Here is a 22,367-nt window from a genome sequence, read left to right as displayed (position 1 = left end):
GCTATCTCGCGAGCACATAGGGCGACAGATACAGCGTTGCGAAAATGAAGAGCCACACGACATCGACGAAATGCCAGTACAGCCCACCGATGGTCAGCGCCGCCGAGCGCGCCCAATCAAAATAACCGAGCCCGGTCCATAGGCCGAGAAAGGCGAGCACGACGAGGCCGACGAGCACGTGCATCAGGTGAAAGCCGGTGATCGTGAAGTAGAGCGAACCGTAGAGATGCGTCGTCAGGCCGTAGGGATGGTTCGACCATTCCTTGAGCTGGATCGCGACGAAGACCACGCCAAGCACAATGGCGATCGCGAGCATCAGCGCACCCATGCCGCGCCTGCCGCGCCGCACGAAGCGCTCGCTGCCCCATACGAACACGCTGCTCGACAACAGAATGCTCGTGTTTGCGAGACCGAGGCCGAGCTTGGGCAAGCCTTCCGGCGGCCAGGGCTGCGTGGTCTGCGAAGCGAGATAGAGATACGAAAAGATGAGATAGCCGAACAGCGCGGCTTCAGTGGCGACAAGCGTAAGACAGCCCCACCAGCCGCCCGAGCGTTCGCCCGGACTGCCGGCCGGCAGCGTCGTGCGTTCGGGCAAGGCATCGGCGAGTTCGCTCATGATGCGGCTCCCGCTTGCGACGGCCCGGCTTTGTCGTCGCGCTGGCCCAGTTCGCGCTGTGGCCACAGCCACGCAACGATGGCCGCTGTGCAACCCAGCAAACCCATTCCGGCGAGCCACCACGAGGTGAGCGCAAGGCCCGCGAAGAACATGAGCGATGCGACGCCGAGCCAGAAGGGTGCATACGAGTCCTCGGGCATCTTGAGGATGACGTCGGGCTCGCCGTCGAGCACGGTGGTGCCGAGCGCTTCGCGTCCGTCGTTCAGCACGTAGCCGTGCGAGAGTTGCGAGCGTGTCTTCCCGGCGATGCGCGCCTCCCACAGCGGGTGACGGCTCGCGACACGTGGCGCGACCGCGAAGTTATAGGGCGGTGGCGGTGAAGCCGTGGACCATTCGAGCGTCGGCGCGTCCCATGGATTGTCGCCCGCAACTGGACCCCGGCGCAGGCTGTACGCGAGATCGACCATGAAGATCAGCACGCCCAGCGCGAATACGAACGCGCCGATCGACGTCACCATGTTCACCGTGTTCCAGCCCATGTCCGGCGCATACGTGTAGATGCGCCGCGGCATGCCGAGCAGTCCCGCGATGTGCATCGGGAAGAACGCAACGTTGAAGCCCACGAACAGGATCCAGAAGCCGATACGCCCGATACGCTCGCTCATCATGCGGCCGGTGAACTTCGGGAACCAGAAATAGACGCCGCCGATCACCGGAAACACGTTGATGCCGAGCAGGACGTAATGCAGATGCGCGACGACGAAGTACGTGTCCGTAAGCTGCCAGTCGAGTGGCACGGCGGCCGTCAGCACGCCCGAGAGGCCGCCGATCACGAACAGGAACACGAAGCCCGCGAAGTACAGAAAGGGCACGCGGAACACGGGACGTCCGGTCCAGATGGTCGCGATCCACGCGAAGGTCGCGACCGCGCTCGGAATCGCGATGACCATGCTCGCCGCGCCGAAGAACGACAGCGCGAGCGCCGGGATGCCCGTCGCGAACATATGGTGAATCCACACGACAAAGCCGACCACCATCGTCGCGACGGTGGATAGCGCAACGGGCAGATAGCCGACGAGCGGCCTGCGGCAAAACCCTGGCAGCGCATCGGAGACGATGCCCATGGCGGGCAGCACCACCGCATAGACCCATGGATGCGCAAAGATCCAGAATAAATGCTGCCAGAGGAGCGCACGGCCGCCGTTGACCACGTCGAAGAAGTGTGTGCCGATGCGCCGGTCGAGCCACAGCAGCAAGAACGCGAGACTCACCGATGGCACCGCGAGCAGGTTCGCGCCCGACGCGGTCAGCGTGCCCCACACGAGCACGGGCACGCGATCGAGCGACATGCCCGGCGCGCGCATGCGCAGGAAGGTGACGACGAAGTTCATCGATCCGACTGTCGTCGAGATGCCGAGCAGCACCATGCCGAGCGCGTAGATGTCGATGTTCGGGCCGGTATTGTAGGTAAGTCCCGCGAGCGGTGCGTAGTTGAACCAGCCGGCGTTGGGCGCTTCGCCAAACGGAAAGCTCGCATAAAGAAAGAAACCCGCGAACAGAAAGATCCAGTACGACAGCGCATTCAGGCGCGGAAACGCCATGTCGCGCGCGCCGAGAATCAGCGGCCACAGATAGTTCGAGAAGCCGGAAAGCACGGGCAGCGCGTAGAGAAAGATCATCGTGATGCCGTGCATCGTGAAGAGCTGGTTGTACTGCTCGGGCGAGAGCACATGCGCGTCGGGGCGCGCCAGTTGCACGCGCATGATGAGCGCTTCGATGCCGCCTGCGATCAGGAACGCGAACGCCGTGACGAGATAGCGCAGGCCGATGCGCTTGTGATCGACCGTGGAAAGCCAGCCGCGCCAGCCGGGCGGCGTCTTCCAGAGATCGCGCAGTTCGCGTTCCTCCACGCTGCCGGGCTCGATACGGCCGAGCGTGAGCGTGCATCGTAGCGGGGCAGGCGAAGCTGCGTGCTCGGTCATTGCAGTGTCCGAAGGTATGCCGTCAGCGCCGCGGCATCGGTGGCGGAAAGGTCGATCGACGGCATCAGCGAATCCGGTTTGATGCGTTGCGCGTGTCGTATCCAGTCGAGCTGGTTCTGCGACGTGTTGGGCAGCGTGCCGGCAGCAATGAGCCGGCGAGAATTCAAATGCGTGAGATCGGGCGCCTGCCGGCCGTCGGCATCGGTGCCGCGAATGGCGTGACAGCCCGCGCAACGCTCCTTGAATAACGCGGCGCCTTCATGTACGTCGGCGGCGGCGCTCACAGGCGCGTAAGGCTTCGCTTGCGACGCGTACCAGGCATCGAACTGCGCGCGCGGCTCGGCGATCACTTCGAAGGCCATATGCGCATGCTGCGCGCCGCAGAACTGCGAACACTGACCGCGATAGACGCCCGCACGATCTGCCTGAATCCACTGCTCATTGACGACACCAGGAATCGTCTGCGTCTTGCCGGCCAGACGCGGCACCCAGAACGCATGAATGACATCCGCGCTTTTGAGTTCGATCTTCACCGGCTCGCCAACGGGTATGTGAATCTCATTCGCGGTCGTTACCGCTGTTGCACCCTGGTAGTCGATCTTCCACCACCAGTCGTATGCAGTGACGGTGATGGTCAGTGCGGGCCGACGCGCGGGCGACGCGACGGATTCGAGCGTGACGAGCATATAGGCGAGCACGGCGAACAGCGCCACGGACGAAATCGCAGTGCCGATCCACACCCAGTGCAGTCCACCGCCTTCGGCGTGAACATATCGCGCATCGCGTTCCATGGGCGACCGAGGACGCACGATCGCGCCAATCAGCAGGACGGCGAAGAGCAGCGCGACGACACCGGCAAGTGCCGCAAGCGTCCAGCCGAGAAGCATGGTCGGCGTCGCGGCGGGACCATCGGCGTAAAGAAAATAATTGAGTGGCGCGTCTGCACTGACGATCACAGGACGGACGATCAACATCAGTCCGAGCGCGGTATGCGCGCCGATCCTCCGTCTCGTGGTTGTGCCGTTGGACGCGCCGTCGTTCATGCTCGTGACCGTCTCAGAGTGCGTGCAGCGAATGACCCGCGTCGTCGAAGAAGCGGGCGGCGTTGATGAATGCGACATGGGAGAGCACTTGCGGAAAGTTGCCGCACTGGCGCTGTAGAGCCGTATCGAACTCCTCGGCGAGCAGTCCAACATCGTTTCGCAGTTCAAGCACCCGTTCGAACAACCTCCTGGCCTTCTCATGCCGGCCCTGCATTTCCCAGACCTGCGCAAGCCAGCAACTGCAGGCGATGAAGGCACCTTCCGGCTGGCCTGCACCGAGTCCCTGATCGCCCGGAAAGCGGTACACTAGGCCATCATGCATCAAGCGCTTCTCAATGGCGTTGACCGTCGCGACGACACGAGGATCATCGGCTGGCAAAAAGCCGCGCAAGGGCAGGAGCAACAGACTCGCGTCCAGCCGATCACTACCGTAGCTTTGCGTGAAAGCGTTCACGTCGCGGTGAAAGCCCTGCGTGATCACACTCTCGCGGATTTCGGCCGCGTCGCGTTTCCACTCGTCGATGGGCGCGTCTTGGCCAGTGCGCCGCGCGCTCTTGATGCCCCGATCCAGTGCGAGCCACGCCATCGCCTTCGAAAGCGTATGGTGCTGACGTGCTCCGCGCGATTCCCATAGCCCGTTATCCGGCTCTCTCCAGATGCGCCGCACATGCTCGATGAGCGCGCATTCCAGAAACCAGACTTCGTCGCCGGGCGGCATGCCATGGCATCTCGAGACGTAAAGTGCGTCGATGAGCTCGCCGTAGATATCGTGCTGCGATTGCGTGACGGCGGAATTACCAAAGCGCACGGGGCGTGAGCCCTCGTAGCCGCTCAGCCACGCACACTCCCATTCCAATAGGTGACGATCGCCGTCGGTCGTATAAGCCGTCTGCGCTTGCGCGGGCTCACCGGCGAGCGCCCGCAGCAGCCAATCTCGCCAGGCTTGCGCCTGCGCGCGCAAGCCGGTGCCGGACAAGGCGAGCATCGTAAAGCTCGCATCGCGCAGCCAGCAATAGCGATAGTCCCAATTGAGGTTGCCACCGATCAGTTCAGGCAATGAAGTAGTTGCCGCCGCGGCGATACCGCCAGTCACGCGATTGGTGAGCCCTCTGAGCGCCACGAGCGAGGACCGAATCGCGTCGGCGTATCGGTCGTCGCCCAAGTCGATCTGCGCGGCCCATTGCGACCAATCGAGCAAAGTCGCACGCAGCGTCTGGTCCACGTTCAATGCAGCAGGTGGCGGCTCATGAGAACGGCAGCAAGTCAGCACCAAGTCACACCGCTCACCGGTCGTCAAATCTATTTCGACCTGCACCGATTGCGCATCACAAACAGGCGCGAGAGGACAGTCGAACCAGATTGAATGGGGACCGGCCACCGCGACAACCCTTCGTCCAACCCGGCGATACCAGGGTTTCAGGCACCCATGATCGAAGCGAACCTCCAATTCGCTTGTGAGGGCAACGTGTCCGGCCACGCAATGCACGCTGCGTACGAGGCGAGGAGGGACCTCGGACCACGCAAGGCAATCGGTCATCTCAACGACGCCGCTGGCGGTCTCAAAAGTTGTTTCGAGCACCAGCGAATCGCCGAGATATTGACGTTTCACGTGTTGAACCGGCTCGACAGGCGCAAAGCACCAGCGGCCGTTGGATGCGTCGCCGAGCAGCGCAGCAAAACAGGGACTGGACTCGAACGTGGGCCAACATAGCCAATCGATCGAGCCATCTTTGGCGACAAGGGCGGCGGCGTGCCCGTCGCCAAGCAGAGCGTAGTCTTCTATGCGCGCGGCCATGACTAGCTCCGGCGCCGCGCGGAGCATGCCAGACACGCGGCAAGCGCGAGCGCCCCACCGACGAGCAGGCCACGATGGGTGTCGGCCCATAGCATCGGGCTCACGTGCTGTGATTGTTGCCCGAAGCGGCCTCGTACGCGGTGCAGCGCGCTCATCGGTTCCCACAGATTGTTGGGCCTTCCGTTCGAATCGAGCGATGGATCCTGCTGCGCGTCATAGCCCGTGCGCCCCAGATACCGATCGAGCAACCATGGAAACAACATATTTGCGACGATCGCCTTGATTGATGGCGCGCCCACCCAGAGTTCACGCCGGCGGTGCGTGGCCGACCAGTAAATGGCACGCGCTGCGACCTCAGGGTCGTAGATCGGCGCGACCGGACGCGGGGCATGCGGCAGCTCACACTTGGCCCAATCGAATTGCGGCGTATTCAAGGCGGGCATTTGGACCATCGTCAAATGAATGCGGCTTTTCGCATGCAGCAGTTCGCATCGCAGCGAATCGGTGAAGCCGTGAATGGCGTGCTTTGCGCCGCAGTAGGCGGATTGCAGCGGGATCGAGCGATACGCCAACGCTGATCCAACCTGCACAATCACCCCCCGATCGCGCGGCGCCATGCGCTTGAGCGCAGCCATGGTGCCCCACACGAAACCGAGGTACGTGACGTCGGTAATCCGTTTGAAGTCCGCTTCGGACATCTCGGCGAAAGGCGCGAAGGCCGTCACCATCGCGTTGTTCACCCAGACATCAATGGGCCCAAGCTTAGCTTCGACCTGCGCCGCCGCATCGTCGAGTGCCCCTGTCGCGCTGACATCGAGAGGGAGGGTGAGAGCCCGCACGCCCAGCGCCCGCACGTCGGCCGCCGTCTCTTCAAGCGCGTGTTCGTCGCGGCCGATGAGTGCAACGTCGGCGCCGCGATGGGCGAATTCAAGCGCCGTAGCACGCCCCACACCGGCTGTGGCGCCCGTGATGACCACAATTTGCGGCTTGTTCATACCCACACCCTATCCTTGTCTTGATACTTCTTTCGACGGATCGTGAGACGGATGCGACTCGCGCTATAGTTCTCCGCGCGCAGCTAATGCTTCAATTCGGTCTGCCGTGCGTAGGGCGATCGCCTGAATCGTCAGCGACGGATTAACGCCGCCCACCGTTGGAAACACGGAGCCATCGCAGATCCACAAGTTATCGATGTCCCAGCTGCGGCAGTCCGCATTCACGACGCTCGTCGCGCGGTCATCGCCCATGCGCGCGGTGCCATTTAGATGGCAGGTGTCGTCGGTTTCGCGCCAGACATCGCGCCCGCCCGCCGCTTCGAGCGCGTGGCTCATGAAATCGAGCGAATGGGCGATGAGCCGCTTGTCGTTATCGCACAGTGAGTACGTCACGCGCGCAACCGGCAAGCCGTATTGATCCTTCTCATCGGCGAGTGTCACGCGATTGCGTTCCTGCGGCATGGTTTCGCCGACGATCTTCAAGCCCGCCTGATGGTTGTACTTCTGCATCTCGTCGAGCAAGGCCTGTCCCCACAGCCCGCGTCCGTTTTGCGTGGCGGACCACGCCACCGGTAGCGGTCCCTGACTCATGTAGCAATAGCCGCCGAAGAAATCCTTGCCCTTGTCTTCGTAATTCCAGTGCTCGGTCATCGAGAGCGACGGCGGCCCCTTGTACCAGCGGATCTCTTCGTCCATCGTGCCCCACACGGCCTGATTGGTCTGCACCATCAGATTCTTTCCGACGAGCCCCGAGCTATTGGCGAGGCCATCGGGATAGCGGTCGGTCGCGGACAGCAGCAACAGACGCGGCGTTTCGATCGCGTAACCCGCGACCACGACATGGCGCGCGCGCTGAAACTGCCAGCGTCCTTCGCGAAAGTATTCGACGCCGCTCGCGCGGCCATCGTCGCCCATGACGATGCGACCGCCCATCGCGAGATCGCGAATCTCGGCACCCGCGCGAACGGCGCGTGGAATCCACGTGACCAGGGCACTTTGCTTGGCGTTGGTGGCGCACCCCGACACGCAGAAGCCGCGATACACGCACGGATGCGCCTCACCGCGCGGCGCGGAGACGGTCGCGAGCGGCGTCTCCGTCCAATCGATGCCAAGCGCCTCGCAGCCGCGCGCGAGTACGAGTGCCGCCGCGTTCAGCTCGTGCGGCCGGTACGGATAGCGTGGCCGTTTCGGTCCCCACGGATAGGTGACGGGCCCAGCAATTTTCAACGCCTGCTCGACTTCGCCGTAGTAGCGCCACATGTCGCGCCAGTCGAGCGGCCAGTCCGCGCCGTAGCCAAGCACGCTTTTCGACTTGAACCATTCAGGCCGAAAGCGCAGCGAGACCATCGCGAAATGCACGGTGCTTCCACCCACGGCCTTCCCGCTGTTGTTGGTTCCAAGCTGAAGGGGATTTTCACCATCACAGATGCGCTCGTCGGTCCAGAAGAGTTTGGATTGGTGCGTTTCGTCGGAGGCGAACTCTTCAAGCGGCCGCCACCACGCGCCCGCATCGAAGCCGACCACCTTGAAGCCTTTTTCCGCGAGACGGCACGCGAGCGTGCCGCCGCCGGCGCCCGTGCCGACTATCGCAAAGTCGACCGCTTCGTCCGGGTCATATTGGCGCATCGGCAGCCATGCGCCTTTGTGAAAGACATCGGGTGCACGTCCGTGCTTGCCGCGCGGCACCTCCTGGGCATCATCGGACACGGCGATTCTCCTTGCGCGCCTGTTCTTCCTTTCCGGACTCAGCCTCCGTTGCTTCCCACGGATCGCGCCGATCGAAGTACATGCGCACATAGCCGCGCGGATTCGCGGGGCCGCCGAAGCCGATCTCGCTCCACGCGTGCGGATGCGAGTAGTAGGCGCCGCAAATATCGTGGAGCACGCGTTGCTTGAAGAAAAGCTCACACGACATGCCCTGCCATGCGCCGTGGCTCAGCTTGCCGTGCTGCATGTCGCTCAATAGCGTCGTTCGCGCATCATCGTCGATGCGAGCGAAGGGCAATTCATGACGCGCTCGGCTTTCGGCGTCGAGCGCCGCGAGGCCGATGCGCCATGAGTCACACATTGGCGGAAGGCGTGCATCGCGATAGCCATCACCGCCGCCTTTGGCGAGCTTCGCGTCAAGCAACGCGGCCAAGGGCACGGGCTCACGATCGGAATCGCTTCTTGGGTCACTTCCCTTGCATTGCGGCACGATGCACGCGCAGAGCGCGCGCACTGCGTTCCACTGCGCGGCATCGAAGAAGTGCGGCTCTTTCGGCGTCGCGAGGCGCTCGTCGATGACCGCGCGCGTGACATCGTCCCACGATGGCGTATCGCGTTTGTCCAGCACGTTGTAATCGGGATACCGGGGAAGGTTCATCGCTCGGTCTCCCGCAGGCGTTGCGCTGCAAGTCCCGCCAGCGCGAGCGCGGAAAACGCCGGCGGCGCAGGCAGCGGGGGGCCATTGAACAGATTCTGGCTCCAGTTGCGCCAACCACCCTGATTACGCGCGATCCCTCGCGCGTGAAATCCAACGCCGATGATGCCAAGCGCCGCTGTCGCGCGCAGCCAGAGCCGCGTGAACCAGCGTGGTCGGGGCGCGGCAACAGCAGTGTTCACGAGCAGCGCCGCGGCGACGGGCGGAATCACAATGGGGGCGTACATCGCCGGGTTTTGAAAAGCGCCGCGAAAATGCAGCAGCGCCACTTCGCCCAGCGTGCCGACCAGGCCCGCGCTTGTTACCAGCGCCAGCGCCTGTCCTGCTGGCATGCCGAAGAGGCGCGGCTCGTGCTGAGGTTCATCGCGAAGGCGTTCGGCGACCGCGCCGAGCGCGCCGGAGAGCAGCAGCGCGATCGGTGCACCGATCGGCGCGGCATAGAAGAGGTTGTGCCAACTCCATCGGCCGGGACGCTTGGTAATGTTGTGGACATGAAATCCGGTGCCTGCGAGCCCGGCGAGCGCTGCGCCGACATACACCGAGTTGCGCACGGGATGACGCCGCGGCTCATGATCGTGTCCGCCATGCAGACCGGCGAGCAGGGACAGTGTCGAGACGACGAGCGGCGTGTACATCGCAGGGTTGTCGAACGAACCGCGATAGTGCTCCATCGCGCTGTCCGCGAGCACAGAGAGAGCAAGCAGCGCCGAACTGCGATTGAAAGTACGCGCGGTACCGATATGCGTTTGCGCAGACGTACGACGATCAGCGCGCTTGCTGGTCCCGATCAGTGCGGCGAGCCCGCATGCCACAGCGATGCTGACGGTTGTTGTCCTGTTCATTGTCGTGCTCTGTTTTCAAACCGCATAGCACTGCGCATCCGCATGCTTGAAGTCGAGCCCGCAGCCGGGCCGCGACAGGTCTGGCGCAATCGCACCATCAATCGCGTGAGGCGCGCCATCGAACAGCATCTGCTCGATGCGAACGTGATCGTGAAACCATTCCTGATGACGCAGACGCGGAACCGCGCATGCGACGTGCAGATGCATCGACGGAGCGCAGTGGGCCGATAGCGGGCGATGAAACGCATCGCACAGTGCGACCACGCGCATGAAGCCCGTGATACCACCGCAGCGTGTGACATCGGCTTGCAAGACATCGACGGCCTCGTCGGCGAGTAGGGTGCGGAAGTCGTCCTGCGTGTATCCGTACTCCCCCGCAGCCAGTTCCATGGATGCGGGCAGCGCGTGGCGCACGGCGGCGAGCCCGGCGATGTCATCGGAAGAAACCGGTTCTTCGAACCAGACGACATTCTGCTCCGCGAAGCGTTGTGCGTAATCGAGCGCCTGCTTGCCGTCGAGCGCGCCGTTGGCGTCGACGAAAAGGCCCGCATCATGACCGATGGCTTCACGCGCGACACGCACGCGATGCGGGTCACGTTCGGGCTCGCTGCCGATCTTGATCTTCACCCAGCGGCATCCGTCGTCGTGAACCCAGCGCGAAAGCTGTTGCTGCATTTCATCGTCGCTATAGGTGGTGAAACCGCCGCTGCCATAGAGCGGCACGCGCTCGCGCAGGACGCCAAGCAAACGCGCAAGCGGCATGTCGAGCAGACGCGCCTTCACGTCCCAAAGCGCGCAGTCGAGCGCCGATATCGCGCTCGCCGCAACACCGGACCGTCCGACATTACGTACACGCTGCTGCATGCGCTGCCAGAGCGCATTGATGTTCCATGCGTCCTCGCCGATGAGCGCCGCTGCGAGCATCCCTTCGATCAGCTTCGCGACGCTGGCATCGCCATACGTGTAGCCGATGCCCGTCTTGTTTGCCGCGACGACCTCGGCAATGACGAGCGTCGTCGAATGCCAGGCGAAGGTGCCGTCGGCTTCGGGCTTGTCGGTGGGAATGCTGTAGGCCCGCGTGCGAATCGCTTCGACGGGCGCCTGACGTCGGGTGAGCAGCATGGTGCGTTACTTGTCCTTGTGTCCTGGCAGCACGGCACTGAGCACCTGTCGCGCAGTGTCGACGATCACGTTGCCCTGGCTCGGATCGCCCTTCATCAGCGTGGTCGCGAAGGCCTTTGCCTGTTGCAGCGTGATATGCGGCGGCAGTGGTGGCACATTCGGGTCGGCCTTCACTTCGATCACGACAGGACGCTCCGATGCAAAAGCCTCGTCCCACACGGCTGCCATGCGCTCGGCATTGTCGACATAAAGACCCTTTAGGCCGATCAATTCCGCGAACTTGTGATACGGCACGGACGGAATATCCTGAGAGGCCTCGAACTTCGGATCGCCCTCCATCACGCGCTGTTCCCACGTGACCTGATTCAGATCCTGGTTGTTCAGCACCATGCAGATCCACTGCGGACTGGACCATTGCTTCCAGTACTTCGCGACGGTGATGAGCTCGGCCATGTTGTTCATTTGCATGGCGCCATCGCCGACGAGCGCCACGACGGGACGTTCCGGATGCGCGAACTTCGCCGCGATCGCGTAGGGCACGGCCGCGCCCATCGACGCAAGCCCGCCCGAAAGCGAGCACATCATGCCGCGCTTCACCTTCAGATCGCGCGCGTACCAGTTCGCGCATGATCCAGAGTCGCTCGTGACGATGGCGTTCGCGGGCACGCGCGGTGACAGTTCCCACACGGTGCGCTGCGGATTCACGCCACCTTTTGCGGGTTCAAGCGCGCGCTTTTCCAGCGTCTTCCACCACTCGCCCAGCCAGCCTTCGATGTCCTTGCGCCATGCGAAATCGGTCTTCGCTTGCAGCAGCGGCAACAGGGCGCGCAAGGTTTCGGCGCTATCGCCGACGAGATTCACTTCCATCGGATAACGGATGGAGAGCATGTCGGCCTTGATGTCGATCTGCACGCCGCGCGCGGCGCCTTCCTTCGGCAGGAACTCCGAGTAGGGAAAGCCCGAGCCGATCATGAGCAGCGTGTCGCATCCGTTCATCAGCTTGTAGCTCGGCTCGGTACCGAGCAGGCCGATGGAGCCGGTGACGTAGGGCAGGTCGTCGGGCAACGCGGCCTTGCCGAGCAGCGCCTTAGCGACGCCCGCGCCGAGCTTTTCGGCAACCGCCATCACTTCGTCGGTGGCCCCGAGCGCGCCCGCGCCGACGAGAATCGCCACCTTCTTGCCGGCGTTGAGCACATCGGCGGCGCGTTGCAGATCGTCAGGATAGGGCACCGTCTTCGGCGCGCGGTAGCCGACGCCGGAATGCAGCGTGCCGTGCTTGCGCGCGGGAGCCTCGTAGTCGAGGTCCTGCAGATCGTTTGGCAACACGAGCGCGGTCACCTTTCGTTCCGAAAGCGCGATCCGCACCGCGCGATCGACGAGATGGCGGATCTGCGACGGCACGCTCGCCTGCTGCACGAACGCGCCGGCGACGTCCTTGAACAGCGCGGGAAGATCGACCTCCTGTTGGTAATGGCCGCCCAATGCCGCGCGCGCTTGCTGACCCGCAATGGCAAGCACCGGCATGTGATCGAGACGCGCATCGTAGAGACCGGTGACGAGATGCGCGGCGCCCGGCCCCGACGTCGCGATGCACACGCCCAGTTCGCCGGTGAACTTCGCATGGGCGGAGGCCATGAACGCCGCCATTTCTTCATGCCGCGCCTGAATGAACTCGATCTTGCCTTTCGCACGATTCAGCGCGCCGAAGACGCCGTTGATGCCATCGCCCGGATAGCCGTAGATGCGACGCACGCCCCAGGCGTGAAGACGGTCAATCAGAAAATCGCCGACAGTAGTGGACATAGGGAGACCTCGGTAGAGCTATTCGCGTTGGAGCGCGGGATAGGGGCCCGCTTCCATGAATGGCTGACAGATCGCTGAGCGCGGGGGTGGACGTACCAAGCCGCCGCAAAGTACATGCCGCTTGCCGTCGAAGGGCCCAGAAAATGAGGAGAAGGCGAGATTCGAGGCGCAGGCCGGTTTCGTTCTCTTACTGAGAGCTGGTGAGTGCCAGCAGTGACTTGAAAACGACGCTGAAGCGCCTCGTTTGGGCCGTGTCTTTACCCAGACGAGCGACGGATCATCTCGGCACACGCCGTTCTCCAAACGTTTGAAAAATATATCACTGTGTGATGTATTTTTTGCGTGGCGTTGCTAGGTAATCACATGGCTGTCGCGCAGGCCACCGCCGCCCAAGGCGTTCGGGCAGTGTGGAACGCGTTCTTTCCCGGGATGGAGGAAACACATCAACCAGAGGAATGATGAGACTTACGACGACTGCATTCTTGCGTCTGGCTGTCAGGGCGCCGCAGCGTCCTGCCTCGCCGCGCGTACCACTGCAGCAATGTGAAATGTAAGGCGAGCGGCTTGCTTCCCGACGAGCAGGGCGGCTGTCCAGCCGACGAAACCGCCTCAACACAGCAGCAAATCCTGTCGGCTTTTGCGGCGGAGCCGACCATGGATTCATTCGCTTCTGATCCGGACAAGCGCGGAGAGCCGCCGTTTCAAAGCGGCGATGGCTCGACAACCGACGCTCCCCGCTCTGCTCAGCGCCGTTCGATTCTGACCGCGGCGGCACTCGGCGGCGCGGGCATGTTTGCGAGCCATCTTCCAGCCGCACAAGCGCAGCCTACGTCGACCTTTCGCGGTCAACCGCCGAACCGGAGCCGTCAGCCGCAATTCGACCCGGCGAGCGACGCGACGACGTCCGACATCATCGTAGAAACGTTGCTGACCTGGGATGTCGATCACATCTTCGGCATCGTCGGCGACGGCATCAATCCGTTGATCGAAGCGTTGCGCAAACATCAGGACCGAATCCGCTTCATCGGCGTTCGCCACGAGGAGGCGGCCGCGTTCATGGCCTCCGGCTGGGCTAAAGCGACAGGCCGGCTCGGCGTGTGCATCGCAACGACCGGACCGGGTGCCGTGCATCTGATGAACGGCCTTTACGATGCCCATATGGATGGCGCACCCGTTCTCGCCATCACGGGTCTGACTTTTCACGATCTGCTCGGCACGCGCTTTCAGCAGGGCGTGCAGACAACCGCGCTGATGGCGGATGTCGCGCTGTATAACGTCGCCGTGACAGGGCCTCGTCATGCGTTGACCGTGACCGACATTGCATGCCGTCACGCGCTCGGCAACCGAGGGGTCGCGCATCTCACCATCCCCAAGGACGTTCAGTTTCAACGACTCGCGGATGACAAACCGTCCACCGAAAATCATGGCGTGCGCACGTCCACGGCGTGGAGCCAGCCGGCGGCGACGCCTTTGCCCGATGATCTGCGTGCCGCGGCGGACGTGATCAACGCGGGTCATCGCGTCGCGATCATGGCCGGGCAGGGCGCGCTCGGCGCAACGGACGAACTGCGGCAACTTGCGGAACTGCTGAACGCGCCCGTGGCCAAATCGTTGCTCGGGCGCGCGGTCATGCCCGATGACTCGCCGTATTCGACGGGCGGTATCGGTCACCTCGGCACGCTGCCGTCGGAAGAGGCGATGCATCGCTGCGACACCTGTCTGATCATCGGCACAACGATGCCATGGATCGATTCCTATCCACAGCCGGGTGCGGCACGCGGCGTCCAGATCGACACGAAGGCGGACCGCATCGGCTTACGGTTTCCGGTCGAGGTTGGGCTGGTCGGCGACACGCGGGAAACACTGCGAGCCCTCCTGCCGATGCTGCGTCCGAAAGACCCCGGCTTCCTTCGGGAAACGCAGGCAGGGGTCGCGCGATGGAACGCGTTGCTGGATCGCGTGGCTGCCGTCGAACGAGCGCCGCTCAGGCCGCAGTCGGTGATCCGCGCGATCAGCGATGCCCTGGCTCCCGATGCACTCATCTGCCTCGATTGCGGCGCGAACACGCATTTCGCGGCGCGGTTTCTGACGATACGCTCGGGCCAGCAACTGGTCGCAACGGGCATGCTCGCCACCATGGCGCCCGGTCTGCCGTTCGCGATTGCCGCGCAACTGGCCTATCCGAAGCGTCAGGTGGTCGCGATCGTCGGGGACGGCGGCTTCGCGATGCTGATGGCTGAACTCTCGACCGCAGTTGGCTACGGCTTGCCGGTGAAGATCGTCGTGCTGCGCAACGATATGCTTGCGGAAGTGGTATTCGAGCAGAAGGAGCTTGGCAATCCGCCTTACGGTTGCGAACTGGGCGGCATCGATTTCGCACAGGTGGCGATCGCGTGCGGCGCGGACGGTTTTCGCTGCGCGCAACCGAACCAACTGAGGCCGGCCATCGCGTCGCTGCTCGATTCGTCGAAGGCGGCGGTGCTCGAAGCGCGCGTGGATCCTGCCGAGCCCGTGACCACACCCGAAAAGCTGACGGTCTGACCGGCGCCGTGCTCGTCGCGGATCGTGCCTCGCACCTGGGGCGCGGATAAAAGGAATGTTTTGTGCGTCAAGCACGGCTATCTTCTCGCCGAGCCTCCGAATGCGCTTTCGAAGAAACCAGCGGATGAACGAAAGCAGCACGGCAGGGGCCGCGCGCCGGGCGCATTCGTGGGCGGCGAACATCGGGCCGGGACTCGTCACGGTCGCCTCGGACAACGATCCGAGCGGCATCGCAACGTACACGCTCGCGGGCGCGTGGTATGGATTCGATCAACTCTGGGTGTGCGTGCTCTCGTATCCGTCGACGGTTGCGCTGCAACTCATCGCCGCGCGCGTGGCGGCAATTACCGGTTGCGGACTGACGACGAACATGCGCGAGCACTATGCGCCGCTGTTCTTCTACTTTGCTGTCGGGCGCTTTCTTATCGCCAATACGTTCAACATCGCGGTTGATGTTCTTGCGATGGGCCTTGCGCTGCAGTTGCTTGGCGGAGGATCGATAGCGTGGCTGACGTTGGCATCAGGCTGCGTGTCGCTCGTGTTGCAATGGAGTATTTTGTACGAACGTTACGCGCTATTTCTCAAATGGCTGACGCTCGCGATGTTCGGGTACTTCGGGGTCGTCCTGCTCGTCGACGTGCCATGGCAGACGGTCGCATTGCGCGCCTTCGTACCGCGCATGGAGTGGAATGAAGGCTATGTGACGATGTTGATCGCGGTGCTGGGCACGACCGTCAGTCCTTACCTGATGTTCGCGCAGGCAGAACAGGAAGCGCAAGACGTCGAGGAGCAAAAGGGTACGCGTTCAGAAGCGCTGAACCGAAAGATGAGCGTCGTGCGTGGTCAAGTGCTGCTGAGGACCGGGCTTTCGAATGCCGTCAGCCTCTGCGTGATGATCGCGGCGGCGGCGACGCTGCACGTCATGCGACACGCGCCTGTCGATCAGGTCGTGCGAATCGACCGCGTACTGGAGCCGCTCGCGAAGGGCTATGCCGGTCATGTCCTCGCGCTCGCGCTGCTTGGTTCTGCATTGCGTGCGCTTCCGCCGCTGGCGGGCTCGGCGGCGCAGGCGGTGGCGAGCTCACTTCACTGGGAACGCGGCGACCGGCGTGATCAAAGGATTGCGTGGCTGCTCGTCACGATCATGGTGCTCGGCATCGCTACTGCATGGATACTGGCCGCGTGCCGCGTCGAGCCTGTCCGGACGCTATATTGGAGCGCTGTTGTAAACGGCATGACCGTGACGCCGGTGCTGGTGCTGCTCGTTCTGCTCAGCTCAAAGCGTAAAGCGGTGGGCGATCTCGCTGCGCACTGGATGCTTCGCGCGCTGAGCTGGCTGGCGACGATTGCGACGGCGGCGGTGCTGGTTGCGCACTTTGCACTGGAATTCGCCTGAAACCGGAGGTTGGCCTATATCTTGCGCGAATGACACTAGCTTCAGGAAAGTCCAATCCCAGACGCCCTTGAATCGACCCTCGGTAATCATCATGCGCGTTCTCTTTGTAGAAAACGATACCCGGCTCTGCGAGGCATTTAGAGATCTCGCGATATCACTCGGTGACGTTGCGGATGTTGCCTATGATGGACACCAGGCGATGCTGCTGATCGGAAAGAAGCGCTATGAGACCATCTTTCTTGACGTAGGCTTGCCAGATGTCGATGGTCGCGACCATTGCAGACACTTGCGCGCGGCGGGTCCGAGCAAGCTCGCTTGCGTCGTGGCGGTCACAGGCGACGCGCGGCACCTGCACGAACAACCGGATCATTTTGATGGAGCGTTTCTGAAGCCGCTCACGGCCTGACGCGACAGCAGCAGCACGGCCGCCTTGCTCGGGCTATACGAACCGCTATTGGTCTGCGGATTGAGTGCCGCAATCGAGGCAACGTGAACGATGCTGCCTTTGCCCGTGGCCAGCATGTCGGCCCCGAAAGCTCGAGCACACAGCAGGGAGCCGGTCAGGTTCACTGCGATGGCCTGGTTCCAATCCGCGATCGACACCTTGTCGAGAGGTCCGGCCCGCAGCAGCCCCGCATTGTTGACGAGCACGCTGGCCGGGCCGAGCGCTGCGCGAGCCGCGCCGGCAGCCTCGGAAACCGAGGCTTCGTCCGACACGTCGCAGCCGATCGCCTGCGCCACCGCACCGGCGTTCCGGAGTTCGGCGGCGACAGCTTCAGCGCCGCCAAGATTCCGGTCCACCAGCGCCACATGTGCTCCGACACCGGCGAACGCGCGCGCGATACCGGCACCGATGCCACTGCCCGCACCCGTGGCCACGCAGACCTTTCCGTCCAGGTTCAGCGAGTAGGGGGCCGACGCGGCGGCGCGATTTTCGATTTCCTGTCTCATGTAGTTGTCCTTTCTGAAATTTTCGATGCGATTTCGCTTGCGGAAGTCCGTATCGCCATTGAATGCCCCCAGCGCCTATGGAACAATGGACAGAGATCACATAGAGCAGGACATAACGTGCATCATGGCCAATGACCCACAGCGCCGCCGGACCGTTCTGCATTTCGCGCTCTACGGCGCGGAAGCCGACCAATCCTGGGTCGACATGGTCCATTACGAACGCATTCCGCTGCGTGCCGGCCGTTTCGACTTCGACATCAAGCCGCACGTCCATGACGCGCTGATCCAGGTGCTCTACGTCACCGCCGGGGGCGGCGAAACCTTCATCGACGGCAAGAGCTGGGCAGTCGAAGCGCCATGCCTGATCGTCGTGCCAGCGCGCTCGGTTCACGGCTTTCACTTTCGCAGCGACGTCGACGGACACGTCATCACCGCCGCGCAGTCCGCGCTGGAATCGCTGGCGATGACGGCCGCGCCCGAACTGCTGGAATTCATCCGCACGCCGACAGTGCTGTCAATCGATCCCGAGGTCGAGCGCGGCACGTCTCTAGACCCCCTGTTCGAGTCGATCGGGCACGAGGCGGAGAGCCACGAGCGCTGGCAGTTCACCGCGGGCGCGGCACTGACGATTGCCCTGTTCGTCAAGATTGGGCGCCTCAGCGAGAGCGCCCGGCTTTCAGCCAGTTCCGAGCAACGGACCATGGCCGGACGGATCGAGCGGTTCCGCGCCCAGCTCGACCGCCATTGCCGTGAGCGGCGGCCGGTCGCCAGCTATGCCGACGAGATGGGGGTGACAACCGGCCAGCTTTCCCGCATCTGCCGCGCCGCATTCGGAAGCACGGCAATCGAGGCGATCGATGCGCGCTCCATCCATGAGGCGAAGAGGTTGCTCGGCTATTCGACGCTCAGCGTGAAACAGATCGCCAGTGAACTTGGCTTTCAGGACGAGGCCTATTTCGGCCGGTTCTTCCGCAAACAGACGGGGCTGCGGCCAACCGAATATCGCGCCGCGGCCCACGACCGATCCTTACCGAATGAGAGGGCAAGCGCCGGCTGACTGGACCGTCCCCTCATCCGCTTCAGGCCGCGGTAACCCACCGAGTTTCACGAACAGGTGCTCCGGGCCGGAGTTGGTCAGATTATTGCCCCGCACATACTGGATTGGCCTTGCTGGATCGAGCGCAATATCGCCGACCTTGCGGGCCAGAGCCTTCGTCGCGATCAGCGTCTCCAGCTTGGCGAGCGGCGCGCCGAGGCACTTATGCATGCCGTTGCCGAAACCCAGATGGCCGCTGGTATCGCGGTCGATGTCGAATGTCTCGCCGTCGGCAAACTTGCGGCTGTCGCGGTTGGCGGCCGACAGCAGCAATCGCACGACCGCGCCCTTGGGCAGATCGATGCCCGCGACAGTGGTCGCCTCGGTGGTGATGCGGCTCACACGCTGGACGGTTCCGCGATAGCGCGCCACTTCCTCGACAAAACGGTCGGCGTCGGTGGGGTTCTCGCGAATACGTCCCAGCAGATCCGGCTGTTCGGCGAGCATGCGAAAAGCGTTGGCGACAAGGATGGTCGTCGTGTCATGTCCGGCGATGAACACAAAGGCGCACAGCTCCTTCGCTTCCTTTTCCAAGAGCAGCCCGTCCTTCCACATGCGCGCAATATGCCCGCCGATCGACTGACTGTCGGTGAGAACGAGCCGCTCCATCGCCTCCTTCAGGTAGGCGAAGAAAGCCTTCGCGCTCTGCTCGTCGGTGCCGGTCCCCGGCGCGTTGCGGGCGAGGCGCCCGAAGTAGCTGAAGGTCTCGTCCGACCAGAACTTCATCTTCTCCTCATCTTCGTTCGGCACGTCGATCATCGCGGAGATGGTGGAGATGCTCAGCGGGATGGCGAAATCGTTGACGACATCACCACCGCCTTTGGCGATCATCGCGTCGAGCAGGTTTTCCACTCTTTGCGCGATCTGTTCGGTAAAGGGATCGAGGGTCAGCGGCAGAAAGGACGGCTGGACGACCTTGCGCAACCGCGTATGATCGGGCGCATCGAACAGCGTGAGGAAGGTCAGTGGCGGCGGGCTGACGACCTCGGAGGAGAACAGCTTCGGATTGCGGATCGCCTGATAAACATCGTCATAGCGCGAGAGGAACCACACATCGGATGTCGCCGACTGGCAACGCAGCACCGGCGCATGCTCCCGCATCCATCGATAGTGCTCGTACGGGTCGCCTTGCGAGCCGTCATCGACCACCTTGAATGGCTCCAGCCCGTCGGGCCAGTCCAGTTCGTGTGAATAGGGCGGAAGGGTCTTGGCCGTGAATGGGCAGATCTGCGGCGCACTCTGCGGCACGGCAGGCGGGGCAGGCGGGGCAGAGGGTGGCGCTGCGACGATGGGTGCCGTCTTGCCCGACGTCATACGCTCCAGCGCGCGGCTCATCGTGGCCTTGGAATGAAGCGCATGCAGCGCAATCACGTCCCGGGCCGCGTTCAGGTCGCCCAGTTCGAAGGCGGCAACGATGTCCCGGTGCTGCTGGACGATATCGCCGACGATCTCGATCTGGTCGGTCAGCGCGCGAGCGATGTAGTCCTGTACGGCCAGTTGCCGGTAGAGCGCGATCAGCTGGGCGTTGCCGGAAGCTTCGATGGTGAACAGGTGGAACGTGTGGTTGGCCTCGATGTAGCGCGCAACGTCGGTAAAGCGCCGCCCGGACACGAACGGCGCCGTCGCCTCGGCGAGCTGGCGGAACACGATCAATTGCTCGCTCGACAGCCGGCCCATGGTCAGTTGAGCCGCTCCCAGTTCGAGCGCCATGCGCAGGTCGAAGGCTTCATCGACATCGACAGGAGCGATGCGCTCCTCGCCGGTCTGAACCACGAGGCCGGTGCCCGCGAACTTCTCGTAATAGAAGTTGCGCGGCGTCAGCCCTTCGGACGACAGAAAATCGCGCACCGCATCGACCATCGGCGGCGGACCGCAGAGGTAGACATCCGCATCCCCATCGTTCAGCTGGGAGGCGCTGATGTGGTGGGTCACATAGCCTTTGTTGGGATAGGCACTCTCGGGACTGGCGACGGTGCAGGCATAGGTGAAGTTCGGCAGGCGTTGCGCATAGGCTTCGAGCCGGTCGATGCCGACCAGATCCTCGTCGGTATTCACACCCAGGATCATGTGAATCGGGTACGGACTGCCGCCGTCTGCGACGATCTTGTCCAGCATCGAGAGGAACGGCGCGAGGCCCGTGCCGCCCGCCAGAAACAGCAACGGCCGCTCGATGGGACGCAGGTAGAAGTTTCCCAGCGGGCCGCGAAATTCGATTTGGTCTCCTACCTTGGCGGATTCGCACAGCCAATTCGACATTACCCCTTGACGCACATTGCGCACGAGGAAGGTCAAAGGCGGCTCGGACGGCCCCGAGCTGAAGGAGTAGGAGCGGGTCTGATCGGTGCCGGGCACCCGGATGTTGACATACTGCCCGGGAAGGAAGCTGAGATCCGCGCGTTTCTCCAACTCGACCGAGAAGGCGATCGTGGTGTCCGACGCTCGTTCGCAGGCGACGATCTGTCCTTGGTGGGAGGACGGGCCGGTCCCCGAGACATCGGAATCCGTGGCGAGCTGGATCACGCAGTCGGAACGTGGGCTCATCTGGCAGGTGAGAACCCTGCGGGCGCTCGCCTCTTCGGGGCTGAGCGCATCTTCCACGCAGTCGCCCAGTACGTAGTCGCCGGACTCGCAGACCGCCTTGCAGGTGCCACACACACCATCACGGCAGTCGAATGGAATATTGATCTTGGCGCGAATGGCCGCATCGGTGACGCGCTCGCCCTCCTTGCACTCGATGAAGCGGGTCACTCCGTCCTCAAAACGGAACGTTATCTGATGGGCCATGGCGGTGTCTCCTCTAGAGCCGCCCGACCATTCCGCTGCGCTGGCGGTTTGCTCGGACGGGGCGGCGCGCGAGGTAACCTTGTTTCTCGCAAGCGCCCGGTGGATTTAATGCGGCCAATTTAGAGCCTGAGCCGCGTCGCACTCAACGGACAGAGACGACGTTCACCCGGACAAAACGTGCATCGTGGTGGATGCCGGATGATTTGAGTAATCCGGACGTCGCTCGCCGGCCACGTCGGGAAAAGGCTAACGCGTATAACCCTCGGGAGGCAGGTCCCGAAGGACTGCCACGCAGGTTTGCATCACGAAGAAGGCAGTTTGCGTCGAGTGCCTGGCAGTTGAGACACATGTCATCCATTCGAACCTTCAATGCAACCCACGAATGTCCGGTGTGGGGAAAGATAGAGGACCGCTTCGGGTGTGCGCCGTGAAAAGGCGGCGTTTTCAGCGGGTGCAAGCCCCGCCCGGCAACCGCTCCAGCCGGAAGCAACCGGAGCAGTCATTGAGGTAACGAAGTGGCTGAAGCCTCTGGTAATGCGTGTCACGAATAGGTGACAGCGCGAGTGTGCAGGCCGTAACGCGAGTGAACGCCGAGCAAACCTCGAAAAGGTCGATGCGCGGGCCGACCCAACCCTATCGGGGAAGGCTGATACGACTCGTTGGATGAGCAGGCTGGACGCCCAGTCGCTGCGCCGGGGTAGTGGCGACAGCATGTACACAAGGAAAGCGTACGCAACACGGGAAGTCCCTCGGCGTGGTCAGGGATGACCAACCGGACGCCCGCGAGGGACAGGCCGGGCGCCTTGGGATGACGGAGAGGCCCGTAGTACCGGTGAAGCCGGGTAATGCCGGTGGAGGGAAGGGGCCTCACTTCAAGACAGACGCAATACGTAGTGAGGACGCCTTCCACCGGAGCCGTACGCTTATCGTGCGGGCCGCAATGCCCAGCAGGCGGTGATCGAGGTGGAGGAGCGTCTAC

Annotated in this window: 16 protein-coding genes; 4 read left to right on the top strand and 12 right to left on the bottom strand. The window is 63.1% G+C overall.

The window, feature by feature from the left end; translation table 11 throughout:
* Nucleotide 1 precedes the first annotated feature (1 nt).
* The 10 genes from AWB80_RS40600 to AWB80_RS40555 form a co-directional block, all read right to left on the bottom strand.
* On the bottom strand, nt 2-616 hold the full coding sequence (locus tag AWB80_RS40600) for a cytochrome c oxidase subunit 3 (protein WP_061180253.1): 615 nt from the start codon (nt 614-616) through the stop codon (nt 2-4).
* A complete protein-coding gene (gene ctaD, locus AWB80_RS40595) occupies nt 613-2,598 on the bottom strand; it encodes a cytochrome c oxidase subunit I (RefSeq protein ID WP_061180252.1) in 1,986 nt (661 codons plus the stop codon). The genes AWB80_RS40600 and ctaD overlap by 4 nt, the downstream gene beginning before the upstream one ends.
* Nucleotides 2,595-3,572 (bottom strand): cytochrome c oxidase subunit II, encoded by a 978-nt coding sequence (gene coxB, locus AWB80_RS40590; protein ID WP_061180261.1) that lies wholly within the window; start codon nt 3,570-3,572, stop codon nt 2,595-2,597. Before coxB ends, ctaD begins: the two co-directional genes overlap by 4 nt.
* 82 nt (nt 3,573-3,654) lie before the next feature.
* A complete protein-coding gene (locus AWB80_RS40585) occupies nt 3,655-5,436 on the bottom strand; it encodes a glycoside hydrolase family 15 protein (RefSeq protein ID WP_087132019.1) in 1,782 nt (593 codons plus the stop codon).
* Between the two features lie 2 nt (nt 5,437-5,438).
* A complete protein-coding gene (locus AWB80_RS40580; RefSeq protein ID WP_061180249.1) occupies nt 5,439-6,431 on the bottom strand; it encodes an SDR family oxidoreductase in 993 nt (330 codons plus the stop codon).
* Between the two features lie 63 nt (nt 6,432-6,494).
* Nucleotides 6,495-8,138: a GMC family oxidoreductase gene (locus AWB80_RS40575; RefSeq protein WP_061180248.1), complete on the bottom strand. Its 1,644-nt coding sequence runs from the start codon at nt 8,136-8,138 to the stop codon at nt 6,495-6,497.
* Nucleotides 8,128-8,796: a gluconate 2-dehydrogenase subunit 3 family protein gene (locus AWB80_RS40570; RefSeq protein WP_061180247.1), complete on the bottom strand. Its 669-nt coding sequence runs from the start codon at nt 8,794-8,796 to the stop codon at nt 8,128-8,130. The genes AWB80_RS40575 and AWB80_RS40570 overlap by 11 nt, the downstream gene beginning before the upstream one ends.
* Nucleotides 8,793-9,695 (bottom strand): hypothetical protein, encoded by a 903-nt coding sequence (locus AWB80_RS40565; RefSeq protein WP_061180246.1) that lies wholly within the window; start codon nt 9,693-9,695, stop codon nt 8,793-8,795. Before AWB80_RS40565 ends, AWB80_RS40570 begins: the two co-directional genes overlap by 4 nt.
* Nucleotides 9,696-9,710: 15 nt before the next feature.
* On the bottom strand, nt 9,711-10,817 hold the full coding sequence (locus tag AWB80_RS40560; protein ID WP_061180245.1) for an enolase C-terminal domain-like protein: 1,107 nt from the start codon (nt 10,815-10,817) through the stop codon (nt 9,711-9,713).
* Between the two features lie 6 nt (nt 10,818-10,823).
* Complete coding sequence (locus AWB80_RS40555) at nt 10,824-12,620, bottom strand: thiamine pyrophosphate-requiring protein (protein ID WP_061180244.1); 1,797 nt, start codon at nt 12,618-12,620, stop codon at nt 10,824-10,826.
* A gap of 654 nt (nt 12,621-13,274) precedes the next feature.
* Between AWB80_RS40555 and AWB80_RS40550 the strand changes: the two genes are divergently transcribed.
* From AWB80_RS40550 to AWB80_RS45695, 3 genes are all read left to right on the top strand, one after another.
* Nucleotides 13,275-15,161: a thiamine pyrophosphate-dependent enzyme gene (locus tag AWB80_RS40550; RefSeq protein WP_208635765.1), complete on the top strand. Its 1,887-nt coding sequence runs from the start codon at nt 13,275-13,277 to the stop codon at nt 15,159-15,161.
* A 124-nt stretch (nt 15,162-15,285) separates the two neighbouring features.
* Complete coding sequence (locus AWB80_RS40545) at nt 15,286-16,557, top strand: NRAMP family divalent metal transporter (RefSeq protein ID WP_061180243.1); 1,272 nt, start codon at nt 15,286-15,288, stop codon at nt 16,555-16,557.
* A gap of 91 nt (nt 16,558-16,648) precedes the next feature.
* A complete protein-coding gene (locus AWB80_RS45695; protein ID WP_087132013.1) occupies nt 16,649-16,963 on the top strand; it encodes a response regulator in 315 nt (104 codons plus the stop codon).
* Here the strand turns inward: AWB80_RS45695 and AWB80_RS40535 are convergent.
* Nucleotides 16,924-17,508 carry an SDR family NAD(P)-dependent oxidoreductase gene (locus AWB80_RS40535; protein WP_244207032.1) on the bottom strand — a complete coding sequence of 195 codons (585 nt, stop codon included), beginning with the start codon at nt 17,506-17,508 and terminating at the stop codon, nt 16,924-16,926. The genes AWB80_RS45695 and AWB80_RS40535 overlap by 40 nt on opposite strands.
* A 124-nt stretch (nt 17,509-17,632) precedes the next feature.
* Between AWB80_RS40535 and AWB80_RS40530 the strand changes: the two genes are divergently transcribed.
* Complete coding sequence (locus tag AWB80_RS40530; RefSeq protein WP_061180241.1) at nt 17,633-18,565, top strand: helix-turn-helix domain-containing protein; 933 nt, start codon at nt 17,633-17,635, stop codon at nt 18,563-18,565.
* Here AWB80_RS40530 and benC read toward each other — a convergent pair.
* Nucleotides 18,536-21,388 carry a benzoate 1,2-dioxygenase electron transfer component BenC gene (benC, locus tag AWB80_RS40525; RefSeq protein WP_244207030.1) on the bottom strand — a complete coding sequence of 951 codons (2,853 nt, stop codon included), beginning with the start codon at nt 21,386-21,388 and terminating at the stop codon, nt 18,536-18,538. The two genes, AWB80_RS40530 and benC, sit on opposite strands and share 30 nt — an antisense overlap.
* Nucleotides 21,389-22,367 lie beyond the last annotated feature (979 nt).

Origin of the sequence: Caballeronia pedi, from assembly GCF_001544915.2 — a bacterium.
GTDB lineage: Bacteria > Pseudomonadota > Gammaproteobacteria > Burkholderiales > Burkholderiaceae > Caballeronia > Caballeronia pedi.
The sequence above is the reverse complement of the archived record's forward strand: the minus strand, read 5'-3'. Positions and strand labels throughout refer to the sequence as shown.

Coding starts and splice junctions, on each gene's coding strand:
- AWB80_RS40600 (WP_061180253.1), bottom strand. CDS start 616: ATGAGCGAACTCGCCGATGCCTTGCCCGAACGCACGACGCTGCCGGCC.
- ctaD (WP_061180252.1), bottom strand. CDS start 2,598: ATGACCGAGCACGCAGCTTCGCCTGCCCCGCTACGATGCACGCTCACG.
- coxB (WP_061180261.1), bottom strand. CDS start 3,572: ATGTTGATCGTCCGTCCTGTGATCGTCAGTGCAGACGCGCCACTCAAT.
- AWB80_RS40585 (WP_087132019.1), bottom strand. CDS start 5,436: ATGGCCGCGCGCATAGAAGACTACGCTCTGCTTGGCGACGGGCACGCC.
- AWB80_RS40580 (WP_061180249.1), bottom strand. CDS start 6,431: ATGAACAAGCCGCAAATTGTGGTCATCACGGGCGCCACAGCCGGTGTG.
- AWB80_RS40570 (WP_061180247.1), bottom strand. CDS start 8,796: ATGAACCTTCCCCGGTATCCCGATTACAACGTGCTGGACAAACGCGAT.
- AWB80_RS40565 (WP_061180246.1), bottom strand. CDS start 9,695: ATGAACAGGACAACAACCGTCAGCATCGCTGTGGCATGCGGGCTCGCC.
- AWB80_RS40560 (WP_061180245.1), bottom strand. CDS start 10,817: ATGCTGCTCACCCGACGTCAGGCGCCCGTCGAAGCGATTCGCACGCGG.
- AWB80_RS40555 (WP_061180244.1), bottom strand. CDS start 12,620: ATGTCCACTACTGTCGGCGATTTTCTGATTGACCGTCTTCACGCCTGG.
- AWB80_RS40550 (WP_208635765.1), top strand. CDS start 13,275: ATGGATTCATTCGCTTCTGATCCGGACAAGCGCGGAGAGCCGCCGTTT.
- AWB80_RS40545 (WP_061180243.1), top strand. CDS start 15,286: ATGAACGAAAGCAGCACGGCAGGGGCCGCGCGCCGGGCGCATTCGTGG.
- AWB80_RS45695 (WP_087132013.1), top strand. CDS start 16,649: ATGCGCGTTCTCTTTGTAGAAAACGATACCCGGCTCTGCGAGGCATTT.
- AWB80_RS40535 (WP_244207032.1), bottom strand. CDS start 17,508: ATGAGACAGGAAATCGAAAATCGCGCCGCCGCGTCGGCCCCCTACTCG.
- AWB80_RS40530 (WP_061180241.1), top strand. CDS start 17,633: ATGGCCAATGACCCACAGCGCCGCCGGACCGTTCTGCATTTCGCGCTC.
- benC (WP_244207030.1), bottom strand. CDS start 21,388: ATGGCCCATCAGATAACGTTCCGTTTTGAGGACGGAGTGACCCGCTTC.